The following is a 15,948-nucleotide window of genomic DNA, read 5'->3' as shown; positions in this document are numbered from 1 at the left end:
TTTAGAATAAAGGTGCAGGAGATGATTCTATCTTAATGAGAAGGGGGAGCTTACTGTGGAGATAGAAAGAATTAATGAAAATACGATTAAATTTTATATTTCTTATGTTGATATAGAGGAATTAGGTTTTGAAAAAGAAGAAATCTGGTACAATCGGGAAAGAAGTGAGCAATTGTTCTGGCAGATGATGGATGAAGTCAACTATCGTGAGGATTTCAATCCGGAAGGACCGCTTTGGATACAAGTTCAAGCGATGGAAAAAGGTCTTGAAATTGTTGTTACGAAAGCGAAGGTCTCTAAAAATGGTGAACATTTAGAGCTGGAAACCGAGGATGGGAATATTGATTTACCAGTAGATGATCAGCTGGACAATATTTTAGAAGAGAAGTTTGGAGACAATAAAAAAGAAGACGAAGATGAAAAGAATGACGAACTGATGGAAGAGAATTTGTGGATTATTGTTGAATTTGATGAGTTTGAGAATCTGATTCAGCTTAGTCACCAGCTGCAGGATGTAAGTGATTTTGGAGAAGAGACGTTATATTCCTATAAAGATAACTACTATTTATATATGGAATTTTCTTATGATGTATTAGATGAACATCGTCAGGAAGACGTCATCAGCCAAGTGCTGGAATACGCATCAGATTCATCCCTTTCTATTCATCTTTTGGAAGAATACGGTAAGAGGTTGATGGAAAACAATGCATTTGAGCAGGTTCGTACCTATTTTCCAAAGGATGTCTGATATAAAACCTACAAGAAATCATTTGCTGCGATTTGTTGTAGGTTTTTTTGATGTTTTTTTTGCCGTTACAATGGAGCGGTGTTCAAATTCAGTCATTTGTTTGAAAAAATGCAGCAGCAGAAAAAAGCAGGAAAAGCAGAAACGCTGTCGAAATAATATATGTATAGGAGGTGATAAAGCTTGCAGCGAGCAATGAGTAAAACGGGAGAGTCTATTCTGCTATTTCGTCATTCGCAAAGAGAGATTGCTGTTTGGAAAGAGAACAAAAATATCTTTTATTGTCCTGTCTGTGAAGAAAGAGTGATTATCCGGTCGGGAGAAAGGGTGGTGCCCCATTTTTCCCATTTACCTCAGACAGCATGTCTTTTTTCGGGAGGAGAAGGAGCTTATCATGCAAGAGGGAAGCTGCAATTATTTCAGTGGCTGACACGATTTAATATGCGAGCAGATTTAGAAGTATATTTTCCTGAAATTTCTCAAAGGGCTGATATTTTTATTTGTATTGGCCAAAAGAAAATAGCAGTTGAGTTTCAATGTTCAAGAATCCCGCGGAAAGAAATCTTAAGCAGGATTCAGGGTTACAAATCAATCGGAATCGAATCCATGTGGATTCTCGGAGCGAAATATTTAAAACGGAAAGGAGCCTGCACTTTTCAAACAAATCATTTTTTAGATACGTTTATTCATTCTTCTCCGCAAAAGGATTATCCGCAATTGTTTTTTTACGACCCGTTTCTATCAGAAATGGCTGTTCTTCATCATTTACATCCTCTACAAACCTCTAAGCTTTTTGCTAAACAGTTTATCTACCCGCTTCATAAGCTGCATTTTAAACATCTCTTTCACAAAGAAAAGAATCCCGGCAAGTTTCCGGAGGTCTGGTTAAAAGAAGTACAACGTCTCCGTATAAAAGTGGAGGGAGCTTATGGATCTGTCTATCAGCTGCGGAGGTGGCTATACAGTAAAGGATACCTGTTTCAGCATCTTCCAAGTATCTGTTTTATACCGATTCCTTATTACGCTGCTGTGCCTGTTCCGTTTTATAAGTGGCAAACAGAGCTGTATGTCACTTGGTTAGCTGATTTAAAAGCAGGGGAGCGGACAGATATCGGCCGGGTAAAGAAAATACTTTATTCCTTCTACGGCAAAGGCACCTTCGATTTTTCCAATGCATTGAGTTATTACCTTCAGTTAATCCAACGTGCCGGATATATAGACATACAATCCTCCTCCATTCTGCGGACTAAGAAAGAAATTATTTGTTATTCTTCGCTGGAGCAGGCAGCTCAGGGAGATCAGTCCTTTTTTTATCCATTTTTTACAGAAAAAAAAGCAAAATACGAGCATGATTCGCCCTTATTTCGTTATACTAAATAAGAAGAATAAAAACAGTATGGCTTTAATACATTTACATCGGAAGAGTTGTTGGAAACAGAAAGTACTGTTGAATTGTAAAAAGGGAGGCAATAATCGTATGGCAAAAGCAGCAAAACAATTACCAAAGCGTGATGAAATACCAGAAGAGTCTACGTGGCGTTTAGAAGATATTTTTGAGACGGATGAACAATGGAAAGAAGAATTTCAAAGCTTAAAAAATGATATTTCAAAATTGGCAGCGTATAAAGGGAAATTAGGGACTTCCGCAGATACGTTATTAGAAGCATTACAGGTTCAGGATGAACTGTCAGAGCGTCTAGGTAAGTTGTATGTTTATGGTCATTTACGCACGGACCAGGATACGACGAATTCCTTTTACCAAGGGTTAAATGCGCAGGCAGAAAATCTGCTGACGACTGCATCCAGCCAATTTAGCTTTCTTGTACCGGAGATTTTAGAAATACCGGAAGAAAAGCTCAAGCAGTTTATAGAAGAGAACAAAGAACTTCAGGTTTATAAAAAAGTATTAGATGATATAAATCACAGCCGTCCGCATATATTAAGCGAGAAGGAAGAGATATTGCTTGCAGAGGCAGATGAACCGATCGGAGCCATTTCACAAACATTCGGTATGCTGAATAATGCCGATTTAACCTTCCCGTCCATCACAAATGCGGATGGGGAAGAAGTTGAGCTGACGCACGGCAGATACTCTACATTTATGGAATCATCGGACCGGAATGTGCGCGAACAAGCTTTTAATGCGATGTATGACACGTACGGTTCATTTAAAAATACATTTGCCTCTACATTAAGCGGAGAGGTGAAATCACATAATTTTAATGCGAAAGTCCGGAATTATGAAAGTGCACGTCAGGCTGCTCTAGATAATAACCATATACCTGAGGAGGTATATGATAATTTAGTTGAGGCAGTGAATGAAAAATTACCTTTATTGCATCGCTATGCCAAATTAAGAAAGAAAATTCTCGGTGTCGATGAACTGCATATGTACGATTTATATACACCGCTCGTAAAAGATGTGAAAATGCCTGTTACGTATGAAGAAGCTAAAAAATACGTCCTGGAAGGCTTAAAGCCATTAGGGAAAGAATACGCCGGTATTCTAGAGGAAGCCTTTAGCGAGCGCTGGATCGATGTAGAAGAAAATAAAGGAAAAAGAAGCGGCGCCTACTCGTCAGGGACATATGGAACAAATCCATATATTCTTTTGAACTGGCAGGATGATGTGAATAATACTTTTACGCTGGCTCATGAATTGGGACATTCTGTGCACAGCTATTATTCGAGAAAATATCAGCCGTTCCGTTATGGAAACTATTCCATCTTTGTAGCAGAAGTGGCGTCGACTACAAATGAAGCACTATTAAACGATTATTTATTAGAGCATCTGGATGACGAAAAGGAAAAGCTATATATATTAAACCACTTTTTAGAAGGTTTCCGCGGAACCGTATTCCGCCAAACCATGTTTGCTGAATTCGAGCATGATATTCATGTGCTGGCTCAAAATGGAGAGGCGTTAACTGCTGATAAGCTGACAGAGGTGTATTATGATTTAAATAAAAAGTATTATGGAGAAGACGTTGTAAGTGATGAAAAAATTGGCTTAGAATGGGCGCGAATTCCTCACTTTTATATGAATTATTATGTATATCAATATGCTACAGGCTATTCTGCAGCAACGGCGCTGTCAAAGCAGATTTTAGATGGGGAAGAAGGCGCTGTGGACCGCTATTTAGGCTTCCTGCAATCCGGCAGCAGCGAGGACCCTATTGATGTATTGAAAAAAGCTGGCGTGGATATGACGCAGAAACAAGCTATTTTAGATGCGCTGGATGTTTTTGAAGAAAAATTGACAGAGATGGAAGCATTGCTGGAAAAATAAAATGAATCATAAAAACGGTCAGGAAGCTCGGTTTCCTGACCGTTTTAGATATAATAGATGCTATTTTCAGCGCCGGTATCCTCTTGTTTTCTGATAGGCAATGGAAGACAGCATACAATAAATGGATGCGAGTAATAAGGGGAGCGTTATATACATAGGTATCATGTTCATAAAGCCTAATAAATTAAAGAAAAAGGCGATAATCACTAAAAGTATGAATAAGAAAGGAAAATAATTACGCCGCATATGATTGGACTCCTCCTTTGATGGGGAATTGGTTTGTACTGCATTATATGTCCGAGTTATTTCTTCTAGAAGTAGAAGTTCAAAAAGTCCAACAAAAATGACACAATGACTGCCGGAAAAGAACAGAAGTGAATATTTTGTGAAAAGATGCACATAATTATTGAAAACTGAAAAGGAACTTGCTAGAATATAATTGTAAGTTGATTACAAACAAATACCCCTTTTGTTTGATCATGAAACTTTCTCCCATCCCCCCTTTGTAATTATACAAAGACGGAAAAAAAGATACACGCTGCCCCGTGTATCTTTTTTATTATCAAAAAAACCTGATCCGGTCTTTTTTTGATCGGATCAGGTTCAAAATAAAATAAATTGATAACCATGCTCAAAATAAGTGTATTTCCTAATTTGTATTAACGCATCGGTCGTTTGGCTGCCGGGAAGCCTTAACTTCTAGGAAGCTCAGACATTAATCATGATAGATTCAAAGCGTGCCGAGGTATTTCCAGCAGGATTCATTTTTTTCCGGCACTCTCTCAACGATTTGCTGAAACTGCAGCTTTTTAAGCTCTTTTTCTGTCTTATCAATGGACCAGTCATAAATAACAGATAGTTCCTTTGTGCATACTGTTTTCTGTAATTGCAGATAGTCGATTAATGATGGTTTTACAGACGGAATCGGTGTGCGCTGTAAAATTTCTTTTAACACAAATTCATAAATATCATACGGATGAAGTCCAGAAAGCTTTACACCTTCATCTTCAACTTCCTGGTTAAATAAAACAATGGTAGGTGTATAATCTACTTCCATCTCATAAGCAAGGTGTAAATCACATTGCAGTGCACGCTTAGAAGTATTTGAAAATAAATCCTTTTGAAATTCTTCGATATCTAAAGCTGCATCGGAGGCACATCTTAATAAGACATCCTCATTACAGATATTCTGTTTATCAAAAAACAGTGTCTCCTGTATTTTGCGAATAAATTGTTTAGAGGCCTTTTTGCCTTGCAGTTCCGCTGCTTTAATTGCGAGAGCTGGAACCCAAGGGTAATCAATCTCTTTATGATTGCTTGGGAAATGAGTGAAACTGGATTGTTTTGTTTGTTTGTTTTTATTTAAACCATTTGAATTTAATGCGGTCAGCTGTCCGCTGATTACATGCTTTATCGTAAAAAAACGGCCATATTCAACATATAACTTTTTTAGATAAGGCTCTAATGCCCAGCATTCAGAACATAATGGATCAATAAAAACATACATTTCAATCGGTTTTTGAACATATTTCATGTAGTTAAAAGCAGGGTCCATTTGATTAGAAGATGACAGTTCTTGTTGATTTCCATTCATTTTGAATGCTCCTTTCTAAGATTCAGGGGTATTCATCATATGATTTGCAGTCAAGGTCATTCGTTCCATCATTTCCGTATAATAAGGTTCTTCTACCTCGTTTTCTACTAGTGCAAGATTCATACAGGCCAGCCAAGCATCTCGGGCACTTGGTGTTATCGGAAACGGAAGATGCCTTCTTCTTAACATCGGATGTCCGCGTTCTTCTTCATACAATCTCGGACCGCCGAAAAACTGTGTGAGAAATAACTTCTGTTTATGAGCTGTTTCGGTTAAATCATCCGGAAAAAGCGGTATTAAGACAGGATTTTCTTTTACATATCCATAGAATGTTTCCACAATCTGCTCCATCTTTTCATAACCGCCAATTCCGCTATATACCGTTTTTATATTATTTTGTTTCATATCATTTGCTCCTTGTACTAGTATTGTAGCAATATAGATTCACTTCATCAAATAATCTGTACCGTAACAGAAGGCTAATCTCCTATTTGTTATTACAAATGGAGAATAACAATTTGTAATACAACTGCTTTTTACAGGGGGTTTCACTGTTTTTGATTAAAAAAACGTGCTATTTTAGCGGGCGTTTCCCGGAAAGGTATTTCATAGTTTCCAAGTAAGCTTTTAAATACTTTTTCTCCATGGTCCCTTGAAGCTGCTTCTAATTCCAGCTCAGCGTCCACCGCATCTAAATACATACTTTTATCTAAAACAATGAGTGTATCCTGATAAGGTCTCTCTTTTCGTAAGGTGGTCATTTTTCCTAAATAAGTCAGCGATGACACGTCGACAGACATTTCCTGCAGCTGTTTTAATACATTTGGAGCTTCTGTCGGCGAGCCGGAAGTCCATGATAGAAATGCTTCCTCTGACAGCTTGTCATGCGTCTCCAATAATCCATCCGGGTGCGGTTCTTTTAATGTTAAAGTATATGTTTCGTTCTTTTTCCGTATTCGTAATGCAGAATGGTTTCCTTTTAAATCAAAGGAGGGCGTTTCAAAGTAATAATTTGTCTGCTCTATTGTCTCTGCCTGTGAAAATAAAGCTTCTGCCAGTTGATTATATTCCTGTGTGGTCAGCAGGTTTTTAAATTCAATTTCTACTTCTTGGCTCATACATAAAACTCCAGTTCTAAAATTAGATTATCTCTATTATGGCTTGTATGAAGAAGCATTGCAAAAAATAACTATGCGGGCAGATGGCTTTCGAAAAAACCCGATACTTTGGCGTGGAGATTCCTGACAGCAGGTTGTTTAAGAGCATCCTATTTAAGGCCCGGTTTGCCGAGTTTTCCTTAAAAGTCCCTCTTTCCTTTGTACTAATGCTACTCTGTGATAAAATAAAAATAATAATATTAGTTTACATATAGGGTGATGTTCGATGGACTGGGGAAAAACGTTAGCGCCATATAAACAGGCAGTGGAAGAATTAAAAGTAAAGCTAAAAGGGATTCGTGCTGAGTATGAGAGAGAATCCAGCAATTCACCGATTGAGTTTGTCACAGGAAGAGTAAAACCAATACCAAGTATTATCGAAAAGGCGCGTGAACGGCAAATTCCTCTTGAGAATTTAGACACCTTACAGGATATCGCAGGGATAAGAGTTGTTTGTCAATTTGTTGATGATATTTATCCCATCGTCGAAATGCTCAGGAAACGCAATGATTTTCAAATTATTGAAGAAAAAGATTATGTTTTTCATAAAAAAGATAGCGGGTACAGATCTTATCATATGATTATTGAATACCCCGTGGAGACGGTGACGGGAAGAATAATTGTTATAGCTGAAGTTCAAATACGTACACTTGCGATGAATTTTTGGGCGACCAATGAACATTCTTTAAATTATAAATATGAAGGGAATTTACCTTCAGAGGTTAAACTGCGTCTGCAGAAGGCTGCCGAGGCTGCATTTAAACTGGATGAAGAAATGTCTAAAATCAGAAGTGAGATCCATGAAGCTCAGCGTGTTTTTCATCGTAAATCATAGGCAAAGGATGGGAAAATGTAATGAAGTTTAAAATTGTTTCTAGAGGAGACAAGCGGTCAAATAAAATAAAGAACATGATGCGGCAATATTTGGAGTCTTTTGGACTGGAATATCACAAGGAGGAGCCTGATTTGGCTATTTCAGTTGGCGGCGACGGTACCTTTTTAGAAGCTTTTCATCGCTATAATCACCGTCTGAAAGAAACAGCGTTTATCGGGATTCACACCGGTCATTTAGGTTTTTACACGGATTGGACGCAGGAGGAAGTGGATAAGCTCTTGACTGAAATTGCGAGAACGCCATTTCAAACGGTAGAATATCCATTAATGGAAGTAATCATCCGGGACGAATTAGGGAAAAAAGAAGACAGGCATCTTGCGTTAAATGAAGCGATGATCAAAACGGCAGATGGTTCATCTGTTGTCTTAGATGTGGAGTTGAAGGGGGAGCATTTTGAGACATTCCGCGGGGATGGGATATGTATATCGACCCCTTCCGGCAGTACAGCATATAATAAAGCGCTTGGAGGAGCAATTATTCACCCGTCTCTGGAAGCTATTCAGATAACGGAGAATGCATCGATTAATAACCGTGTTTTCCGGACGATTGGCTCGCCGTTAGTTTTACCGAAGCACCATACATGCTTTCTAAAGCCGATGGTGGATAATTCCTTCTTGATTCAGATTGATCATTTCACAAAGAATTATCATGAAGTAAAATCGATTCAATGCCGTGTGGCCAATGAAAAAATCCGTTTTGCGCGATTTAGACAATTTCCTTTCTGGCATCGTGTACGGGATTCCTTTGTTACTGAGGTGGATTAAGTGACTGCAGCGATACAAAAAAGCTGGATAATTCCGGAGGATAGTGCTCAGCTGACGATAAAGGAATTTTTACAGAAAAAGCAGGGCTTTTCAAGAAGACTGCTGACTGCTATGAAACAAGAGGGCGGAAAATTTTTAATCAACGAAAAGAAGAGCTATATAACCGAAGCACTCAGGAAAAATGATACGTTAACCGTCATTTTTCCTGATGAAGTGTCAGGCGGTATTGAAGCAACAGAAATGAATTTGGCAATTATTTATGAGGATGAAGATCATTTAGTATTAAATAAACCGGCTGGTCAGGCTTGTCTTCCAGCAATGAATGACCGCCGTGATTCATTAGCAAACGGGATTCAGGCCTATTATAATGCATCAGATCATCCGGCAACGGTGCATATCGTAACAAGATTAGACAGAGATACGTCTGGTCTTGTTTTAGTTGCGAAAAACCGGTATGCGCATGCGCTGTTATCCGAAGCGCAGAAAAAGAATCAAATCCATCGTACGTACGAAGCGATTATTACTGGAGAAATGACTCCTTCAGCCGGAACGGTACATGCGCCAATCGCCCGCAAGAAAACATCTATTATAGAACGTGAAGTGAACTGGGAGGATGGAAAGGAAGCAACGACACATTACCAGACTGTATCCAAACTTTCTGGAGCCTCTCTTTTGCGAATTCAATTGGAAACAGGGAGAACGCATCAAATTCGTGTTCATTTCAGCCATTTGGGGCATCCTCTTCTGGGTGATGACCTGTATGGAGGAAGCACAGATGCCCTCGAGCGTCAAGCGCTGCATTGTACAGCAATTGAATGGGAGAATCCTTTTGAACATAAGAAAATGCAATTCCACTGTATGCTTTCCTCAGATATGGCTGCATGTAAAAAAAGCTTGTCTATGGATTATCCGGGAAATCTGTAAACCGCTCAGGCTGAAAGGATTGGTTGGATGGCACGGAAATGATTGTCTGCTCGGGAAATTGAAAAGCAGTCAGTTTATTTCCGAACACACAACCTGTATCTATATTGATTGTCCGGTTGATTTGACGCGGTTCTATAACAGGTGTATGCCCGTAAACAATCCATGGCTCTCCCCGGTAATGCTTTGCCCAGTCCCGCCGGATTGGTTTTCCCTGATGGTCTGTTTGGCCAGTGACATCTCCATAAAGGACAAATGATTTTGTGTGCCCGTCTTTCTGTCCAATTAAATGTTCCTTTATTCCTGCGTGAGCAACAACTAATTTCATGTCTTCAAAATGTAAATACAAAGGAGCTTTCTCATAAAGCGTCATAAACTTTTCCTGAATGTCCATTTGTTGAGATTCATTTAAGCTTTTCCATTCAGCAACCGTCGTTTCTAAACCATGCTTTTCCTGTACCCGGTTTCCTAAAAAAAAACGGTATAATTTATTGCAATGATTTCCCGGGACATAATAAGCTATTTTTTGTTCCATAACTAACTGATAGACCAGCCGTATAACAGCGATGGAATCTGGTCCGCGGTCTGTGATGTCTCCTATAAATACGATTTTGTTGCCGTGAGGATGAGAATAGATGCCATTATTCTGATGATATTTCAGCTTGTCCAGCAAGTCTAAAAGCTCGTCCAAGCATCCATGTATGTCGCCGATAATATCTAATTTCATCGTCAAACCTCCTTGTACATATAAGTTCATTTCATTAAAATATAGGCTCATCTTACAGTATAACTTAATTTTCTTTGAAGTATGTGATGGTGAATGAAATCTTTTTTACCGGTCCATTATGTATTGGATTTTTTCCATTTTTGAAGCGTATTTTTTTCCGTGCTTTTTTGAACACGCATGTAAATTAAAATAATAGATATAGTAATCTTCCTGTACACGTGAACTTCAAATTGGAAAAAGTTAATGTTTCCCTAACACAAAATAATATATTGAAGGAAATTTACTTGACAACAAGAAAAAACACATATAAAGTGAGTGCTGGGTAAAAAAGTTGCCTTCAGGAAAATAAATAGCATCGTAACCTTTTTAAGTGTATAGCCAGCAAAGAAAAAGCTGATTATCTATATAAATTGAAATTAATAGCTACCGCTACAACGGGTTTCATGGGTGAGTAATCGCAACCCCAGAAAAACACTCCGCTTTCCGTGGGCCCCGAGCTCATCTCCTTTAAAGAAGACTTGCTGATTGGCAAGCCGTCAGGCGCAGACAGAAGCAAAGTCGCACTTATGCCCCGCGGGTAGAAAAAAAGAAGTTCGCTTTTTTTCTGCGGGGTCTTCCCTCCGCGCTTTCCCACGACGGACAGGACGTCCTAGTGTCGGTCGTTGGTCACAGGACGTGACCGTTCTTAGCCGACCAGGAGTCTCCGTGTTTTTCTTCCGGGACAGGGACTGCGGTTACTCGCCCCACCGAAAACCATTGCGATTACTCGCCCCATCAAAAACCGTCGCTAGTTACTGTTTTCAATCATTATTTCGTCATTTTTATAAGAAAAATAAAGTGTAATTTCTTACTTCAATTTATATAGTGAGATAAAGTTCTTGTTTGCTGCTATAAGACTTGCTATTTGTTTCGCATCTTGTAAAATAGGGAAGGATGTGTAAGAATAAGAAAATCAGTGAAAAGAAAGGGGGAATTGCTATGAAAAAGGATCAATATGATGTTCAATATAAAGAACAGTTTCAAGAACATATTGATAAAGTTCAAGAAGCATTGGAAATGGAAAAAATGGAGGAGTTTCGGACAGAGTTTCTGGAAAACCATCCATATGATCAGGCTGTATTTTTCCAGCAGCAGGATGAAGAAAGAAGGTCACAGATATACACGTATTTATCTCCTGAAGAAATGTCAGAGATATTAATCAATATTGATTTGGATGATGTCGTTGAGTTTTTTGAGGAGATGGATCCGAGATATGCTGCGATGATTTTTGCTGAAATGCCTGTCGATGATGCAGTCGATATTTTGAATGAGCTGGATAAAGAAAAAGTGGTCAGTTATTTAACAATCATGGATAAGGAATCTGCTAACGATATTAAACAGCTGCTTCATTATGAAGAAAAAACCGCTGGTAGTATTATGACAACAGAATATGTCGTCCTCTTTGAAAATCAAACGGTTGCGGAGACGATGAATCAGTTAAAAAAAGAAGCTCCAGACGCTGAGACGATTTATTACTTGTTTGTTCTCGATGATGATAAACATTTAGTCGGTGTCTTATCAATAAGAGATTTAATTATTGCGGACCATGATACATTGATTAAAGAAGTCATGAGTACCAAAGTTGTCGCTGTATCCGTTGCAAAGGATCAGGAAGATGTTGCACAGATGTTCAGGGATTATGATTTTCTTGCACTTCCGGTAGTTGACTTTCAAGATCATCTTCTAGGTATTATCACAGTCGATGATATTTTAGACGTTATGGAAGAAGAGGCCAGTGAGGACTACTCCAAATTAGCCGCAATGTCCAACACGGATATTAAGGACGATACAGCAATTCGTTCAGCAAGAAAAAGACTTCCTTGGCTGGTTATCCTGTTATTTTTAGGTATGTTAACTGCTACATTGATTGCCAGCTTTGAAGAAACCCTGGAGCAAGTAGCGATTTTAGCTGCTTTTATCCCTTTAATTGGAGGGACAGCAGGTAATTCTGGGACACAGGCTCTTGCTGTATCTGTACGAGGAATGGCAACAGGAGAATTTGAGAATACTGGAAAATGGAAGCTTTTGGGCAGAGAAGCATTAACAGGACTCATCAATGGGGTCTTCTGTGGAATAATCCTTGCAGCAATTATTTTTATATGGCAGGGAAGTATTTATTTAGGCATACTTTTAGGATTATCTATTATGGGTTCCCTTCTTGTAGCAACATTAGCAGGGGCTCTTATCCCGATGCTGATGAATCGCTTGAATATTGACCCGGCAGTAGCATCAGGACCATTTATTACAACGATTAATGACCTTATTTCTACATTGATTTATTTTGGAATGGCCACTGCATTTATGAGTTATTTAATTTGATTATATGACTGAAAAAGGATTGTCTCACAAATTAGAGGCAATCCTTTTTCATATGTAGAGACATGGCGCTTTTGACACAAAACAAAATCTAGGTTCATACACTATACAAGATAAGCCGAGAAGGGGTGTAATGACCAATGACAGAAAAAAATAAAGCGCAAGCTCCTTTACTTTACATCAGCCAGCCTCAACTGAAAGCATCTCAAGCTCCGATGCAGGAAAATTATGTTGGCGACTATAGAAGAAAGAAGAAACTCCATTCAAACGAAGTCCCGACTTTGAATAAAACACAGCCAAAAGATAAAAAAAGACCATCAGCCGAGAGCTCCCGGTCAGAAGAACAGCAATCGAGCAAGAAAAAGTTTATGGAAATGACGATTCCGGAAAAAATTAATTATTTAACCAATCGTTCTGAATTTGCTCCGTCGATAAGGTGTGAAATAATGACAGCTTCTAATAAAAAATACCGGGGCATTATTCGTGAAACAGAAAAAGATACTGTTTTTTTACAGTTAAATAACCGAAAAAACAGGGTGGAAATTGCAATTAAGGATATTGAAAGCATTCAGTTATTAGGGTTTTAAAAAACACCGTCCAGGAATATATTACCTGGATGGTGTCTTTTTGGTTCTTGCTGCTATTTTAGTGAAATGCTCTAATTGCTGGTAAGCAAGTAACATGGCAGAAACAATCTAAATCTACTGTGATACAAATACCTGTTGCTTCCAGGTCTTCGGTGTTTTGGTCAGTAGGATCCTTCATATGATCAAAACCGCAGCTTTCTCCATCACTGAGTAATAACTCAAGAATAGCACAATTGTTTTTATCTACTTTTTTCACCCTGAAAATAAAGCTTGATAAAATAGGATTCATCTTGTTGTGATGGTTTTTCGTGGTGCCAAACCCTTTAAAAGGTTTGCAATCCTTGCAGTATAGAATAACAGGTACGGTGTCTAAATCATTCGTTACTTCATTTGTACATAAAAGATCGTTGATTGATTGTTCACAGCTCGTATCACAGCAATTTTCTACAATGTCATTTTGAGCATCAACAATGTCTTTTAAAATATCTGCTACACAACTTCCGGTATCGTAATTTTTTCCACAACCCATGAGAAATTGCTCCTTTCACAATTTGAATTTTCTTTCCTTATAGGATATGTGTCTTCCTTGTGTTGGTGTGGGCGAGTGTGGTTATGATGAATGGCTATTGCAATAAAAATAAAATTCTGACTATACAAAAATTAAGAAACTGTATATAATATAGAAAAAAGCGGTTTCAAATTTTTGAGGAAGGGTATATAAAGGTGACTATACAAAGGAGGTGCGGGGGATGGGATATATTCTTCCGGTGCAGACTTCACAGTATGCTGATTATCATCAAAGAGTACAGCCGACCCAGAAAAAAGCGGACCAAGTAGAAAGTGCTTTTAAGGTTCAATTGGATAGAAAGCATCAGGAACTAAGCGCGACATATGAGCGCTATTACCGCAATCGGCCTGAACCTCAAAAACCAATCGACCTGCCGCTGGATTCTTCCCTCATCACGGGGAGAGGAAGGCATATCAATAAATATGTATAATAAAAGCATTCCTGTTTCCAACAGGAATGCTTCCTTATGATTAAGCAGAAGATCAGCCTCAATCATAATCTGTATATTTTTTATGATTACGATTAAAAAAGGGTACAATGTATAGAGGACTCCCTTTTATATACTCTGCATAAAAAATTTCTGAAACATCTTTATACCCCTGTTCATGGATAGACTCCTCCAGCCAGGATAATGGAAGATTTTTCTCCTCCATATTATCTTGAATGATTTCCCCGTCATTAATGAGCGTGATAGGCAAGGTAACATCCTGGGGAGATAATTTTAGATCCTTGCGTGTAGGCGTTTGATAATCCGTTTTTTTCAGAACAGAAACCGTTCCATTTGCTTCTAATACTGCAAATTCTACCTCACTGATAGAGAACACATCTTTTTCTCTTAAAAGGTGCTGCAGCTGATTAATATCCAGCTTGGTTTTTTTCATCATATCCCGGACAAGTTTGCCGCGATGGATTATAATGGTTGGACTTCCTTCAAGCAGATGTCTGGTCCGCTTATACTTTTGTGATACGATTTCGATAATATACATGAGAATAGCATATAGAGCTACGACGAATGCTATTTCCGGTATGCCGGCGTTTGGGTCAAATAAAGCATTCCCGACTAATTCTCCCAAGAGCAATGCGGAAATAAAATCAAATGGGGTAATCTGAGAAATCTGTGTTTTGCCTAATAATTTTGTGATTAAAAATAATGCGAAAAAACCAAAGATAACTTCTGTAAACATACTCATATAACTAGACATATCATACGCTCCTTTAATGTACACAGTATTTTATAGTGTGTACAAAAGCAGAGAAAAAATGTATTAAAAAAGACCCTTATCTGCCAGAGATAAGAGCCTCTATTTAAACCTTTATAATTTTTTTATCATGGTGACATGAGGAATGCCTGCATCCATAAATTCTCCAGATGTCACTTCATAGCCAAGCTTTTGGTAAAAATTTTGTGCATGTGTCTGTGCGTTTAATTTGGCTTTATGAAAATCCTGTTGTATTATTTCTTGTTCCATTTTTTGCATTATTTTTTTGCCGATAGACTTTCCGCGTTGTGATTTGAGCACGCAGATGCGCTCTAATTTACCATAACCGTCTTCCGTGAATCGAAGGCGGGCGGCAGCAACTGGAGTTTCTTCATCATAGGCGATAAAATGCGTTGCTGTTTTATCGAATTCATCTATCTCTTCTTCAGAAGGCACGTTTTGTTCATCTACAAATACCTCATTTCGAATGTGATACACATCTTGTAATTCTTCTGGTGTCCTTGCAGTTTTTACGAGCATGCGTGTTTATTCCTTTCCTAATAAAAATGTTTCATATACCGTCCAAGAACCGTTATCTAATTCGTATAACAGCTGGAATCGGTCAATATAATCCTTGATTGCAAAACCTTCCATTTTTAATCTTCCTACAATATCTGAGAATTCATCATGCTCCAAATCCTGGGCAATTGTAATATGCGGTACAAAAGAATGTTTTTGGTTATTCTCAAGAATTCCTTGCTGCAGGTGTTCATTGAGCGTTTGTAACTGTTCGATTGGTTCAACTTTTAAATAAATGGTATTTGTTATCGGTTCAAAGGTACTTACCTTATTGATATGAATATAAAAAGGGTCTACGCTGCCCGCAATTTTATGGAGCTCCTGAACCACGTCATCAATCTGCTCCGGATCTGTTTCAAACGGGTACTTTAATGTAATATGCGGAGGGATTAACGCGTACCTTGGGTCGTAACGCTTTCTTAATGCATTTGCTTGATCCTGTACGTTTTTTGAAGGGAAAATAGCGATTCCATATTTCATTCATACAACCTCCTAGTATATAAATTATTATCAGCTATAAATAATCTGTATTTACATAAGTATAGCAAAAGAAATGGAAAATAGAAAT

General features: G+C 38.2%; 18 protein-coding genes. 9 read left to right on the top strand and 9 right to left on the bottom strand.

The window, feature by feature from the left end; all coding sequences use genetic code 11:
* Positions 1-55: 55 nt before the first annotated feature.
* The 3 genes from mecA (at position 56) to pepF (ending at position 4,034) form a co-directional block, all read left to right on the top strand.
* Positions 56-748 carry an adaptor protein MecA gene (mecA, locus tag MKY45_RS16360; RefSeq protein ID WP_042535441.1) on the top strand — a complete coding sequence of 231 codons (693 nt, stop codon included), beginning with the start codon at positions 56-58 and terminating at the stop codon, positions 746-748.
* 180 nt (positions 749-928) lie between these two features.
* The gene (locus tag MKY45_RS16355; RefSeq protein WP_212929431.1) at positions 929-2,125 is read left to right on the top strand and encodes a competence protein CoiA family protein; all 1,197 of its coding nucleotides are present in this window, start codon (positions 929-931) and stop codon (positions 2,123-2,125) included.
* Between the two features lie 97 nt (positions 2,126-2,222).
* A complete protein-coding gene (pepF, locus tag MKY45_RS16350) occupies positions 2,223-4,034 on the top strand; it encodes an oligoendopeptidase F (protein ID WP_042535439.1) in 1,812 nt (603 codons plus the stop codon).
* Positions 4,035-4,100: 66 nt separating this feature from the next.
* Here the strand turns inward: pepF and MKY45_RS16345 are convergent, their stop codons facing one another.
* The 4 genes from MKY45_RS16345 to MKY45_RS16330 all read right to left on the bottom strand — a co-directional run bounded on the left by MKY45_RS16345 (position 4,101) and on the right by MKY45_RS16330 (position 6,746).
* Positions 4,101-4,280: a hypothetical protein gene (locus tag MKY45_RS16345; protein ID WP_139089162.1), complete on the bottom strand. Its 180-nt coding sequence runs from the start codon at positions 4,278-4,280 to the stop codon at positions 4,101-4,103.
* Positions 4,281-4,764: 484 nt separating this feature from the next.
* Positions 4,765-5,628 carry a ClpXP adapter SpxH family protein gene (locus tag MKY45_RS16340; RefSeq protein WP_042535437.1) on the bottom strand — a complete coding sequence of 288 codons (864 nt, stop codon included), beginning with the start codon at positions 5,626-5,628 and terminating at the stop codon, positions 4,765-4,767.
* A 15-nt stretch (positions 5,629-5,643) separates the two neighbouring features.
* Positions 5,644-6,033 (bottom strand): globin domain-containing protein, encoded by a 390-nt coding sequence (locus MKY45_RS16335; RefSeq protein ID WP_341173116.1) that lies wholly within the window; start codon positions 6,031-6,033, stop codon positions 5,644-5,646.
* 143 nt (positions 6,034-6,176) lie between these two features.
* Entirely contained in the window at positions 6,177-6,746 is a 570-nt protein-coding gene (locus tag MKY45_RS16330) for a CYTH domain-containing protein (RefSeq protein ID WP_042535433.1), read from the bottom strand.
* A 265-nt stretch (positions 6,747-7,011) separates the two neighbouring features.
* Here MKY45_RS16330 and MKY45_RS16325 point away from each other — a divergent pair, with 265 nt between their 5' ends.
* The 3 genes from MKY45_RS16325 to MKY45_RS16315 are packed head-to-tail and all read left to right on the top strand — an operon-like array spanning position 7,012 to position 9,368.
* The gene (locus MKY45_RS16325; protein WP_042535431.1) at positions 7,012-7,620 is read left to right on the top strand and encodes a GTP pyrophosphokinase; all 609 of its coding nucleotides are present in this window, start codon (positions 7,012-7,014) and stop codon (positions 7,618-7,620) included.
* A 20-nt stretch (positions 7,621-7,640) separates the two neighbouring features.
* Positions 7,641-8,444 carry an NAD kinase gene (locus MKY45_RS16320; protein WP_042535429.1) on the top strand — a complete coding sequence of 268 codons (804 nt, stop codon included), beginning with the start codon at positions 7,641-7,643 and terminating at the stop codon, positions 8,442-8,444.
* Positions 8,445-9,368, top strand: coding sequence for an RluA family pseudouridine synthase (locus MKY45_RS16315; RefSeq protein ID WP_341173115.1), 924 nt, complete (start codon positions 8,445-8,447; stop codon positions 9,366-9,368).
* Here MKY45_RS16315 and prpE read toward each other — a convergent pair.
* Entirely contained in the window at positions 9,343-10,092 is a 750-nt protein-coding gene (gene prpE, locus MKY45_RS16310) for a bis(5'-nucleosyl)-tetraphosphatase PrpE (protein WP_193064328.1), read from the bottom strand. The genes MKY45_RS16315 and prpE overlap by 26 nt on opposite strands.
* A 978-nt stretch (positions 10,093-11,070) precedes the next feature.
* Between prpE and mgtE the strand changes: the two genes are divergently transcribed.
* Together mgtE and MKY45_RS16300 are read left to right on the top strand one after the other, a co-directional pair.
* The gene (gene mgtE / locus MKY45_RS16305) at positions 11,071-12,450 is read left to right on the top strand and encodes a magnesium transporter (protein ID WP_341173114.1); all 1,380 of its coding nucleotides are present in this window, start codon (positions 11,071-11,073) and stop codon (positions 12,448-12,450) included.
* 137 nt (positions 12,451-12,587) lie between these two features.
* A complete protein-coding gene (locus tag MKY45_RS16300; RefSeq protein ID WP_341173113.1) occupies positions 12,588-13,034 on the top strand; it encodes a CotO family spore coat protein in 447 nt (148 codons plus the stop codon).
* 58 nt (positions 13,035-13,092) lie between these two features.
* On the opposite strand, the gene MKY45_RS16295 is transcribed toward MKY45_RS16300, so the two are convergent.
* Positions 13,093-13,563 carry a CotY/CotZ family spore coat protein gene (locus tag MKY45_RS16295; RefSeq protein WP_042535419.1) on the bottom strand — a complete coding sequence of 157 codons (471 nt, stop codon included), beginning with the start codon at positions 13,561-13,563 and terminating at the stop codon, positions 13,093-13,095.
* Between the two features lie 220 nt (positions 13,564-13,783).
* Between MKY45_RS16295 and MKY45_RS16290 the strand changes: the two genes are divergently transcribed.
* Complete coding sequence (locus MKY45_RS16290; RefSeq protein WP_042535417.1) at positions 13,784-14,032, top strand: hypothetical protein; 249 nt, start codon at positions 13,784-13,786, stop codon at positions 14,030-14,032.
* 58 nt (positions 14,033-14,090) lie between these two features.
* On the opposite strand, the gene MKY45_RS16285 is transcribed toward MKY45_RS16290, so the two are convergent.
* The 3 genes from MKY45_RS16285 to MKY45_RS16275 form a co-directional block, all read right to left on the bottom strand.
* On the bottom strand, positions 14,091-14,804 hold the full coding sequence (locus MKY45_RS16285) for a YetF domain-containing protein (protein ID WP_042535414.1): 714 nt from the start codon (positions 14,802-14,804) through the stop codon (positions 14,091-14,093).
* A gap of 111 nt (positions 14,805-14,915) precedes the next feature.
* Positions 14,916-15,341 (bottom strand): GNAT family N-acetyltransferase, encoded by a 426-nt coding sequence (locus MKY45_RS16280; protein ID WP_042535412.1) that lies wholly within the window; start codon positions 15,339-15,341, stop codon positions 14,916-14,918.
* Positions 15,342-15,347: 6 nt separating this feature from the next.
* On the bottom strand, positions 15,348-15,860 hold the full coding sequence (locus MKY45_RS16275) for a YjcG family protein (protein ID WP_042535410.1): 513 nt from the start codon (positions 15,858-15,860) through the stop codon (positions 15,348-15,350).
* Positions 15,861-15,948: the final 88 nt, after the last annotated feature.

It is taken from the genome of Oceanobacillus sp. FSL K6-0251 (assembly GCF_038004725.1).
GTDB classification, from domain to species: Bacteria; Bacillota; Bacilli; order Bacillales; family Amphibacillaceae; genus Oceanobacillus; species Oceanobacillus oncorhynchi.
Note: the sequence above shows the minus strand (reverse complement) of the source record. Positions and strands in the feature narration are given on the sequence as shown.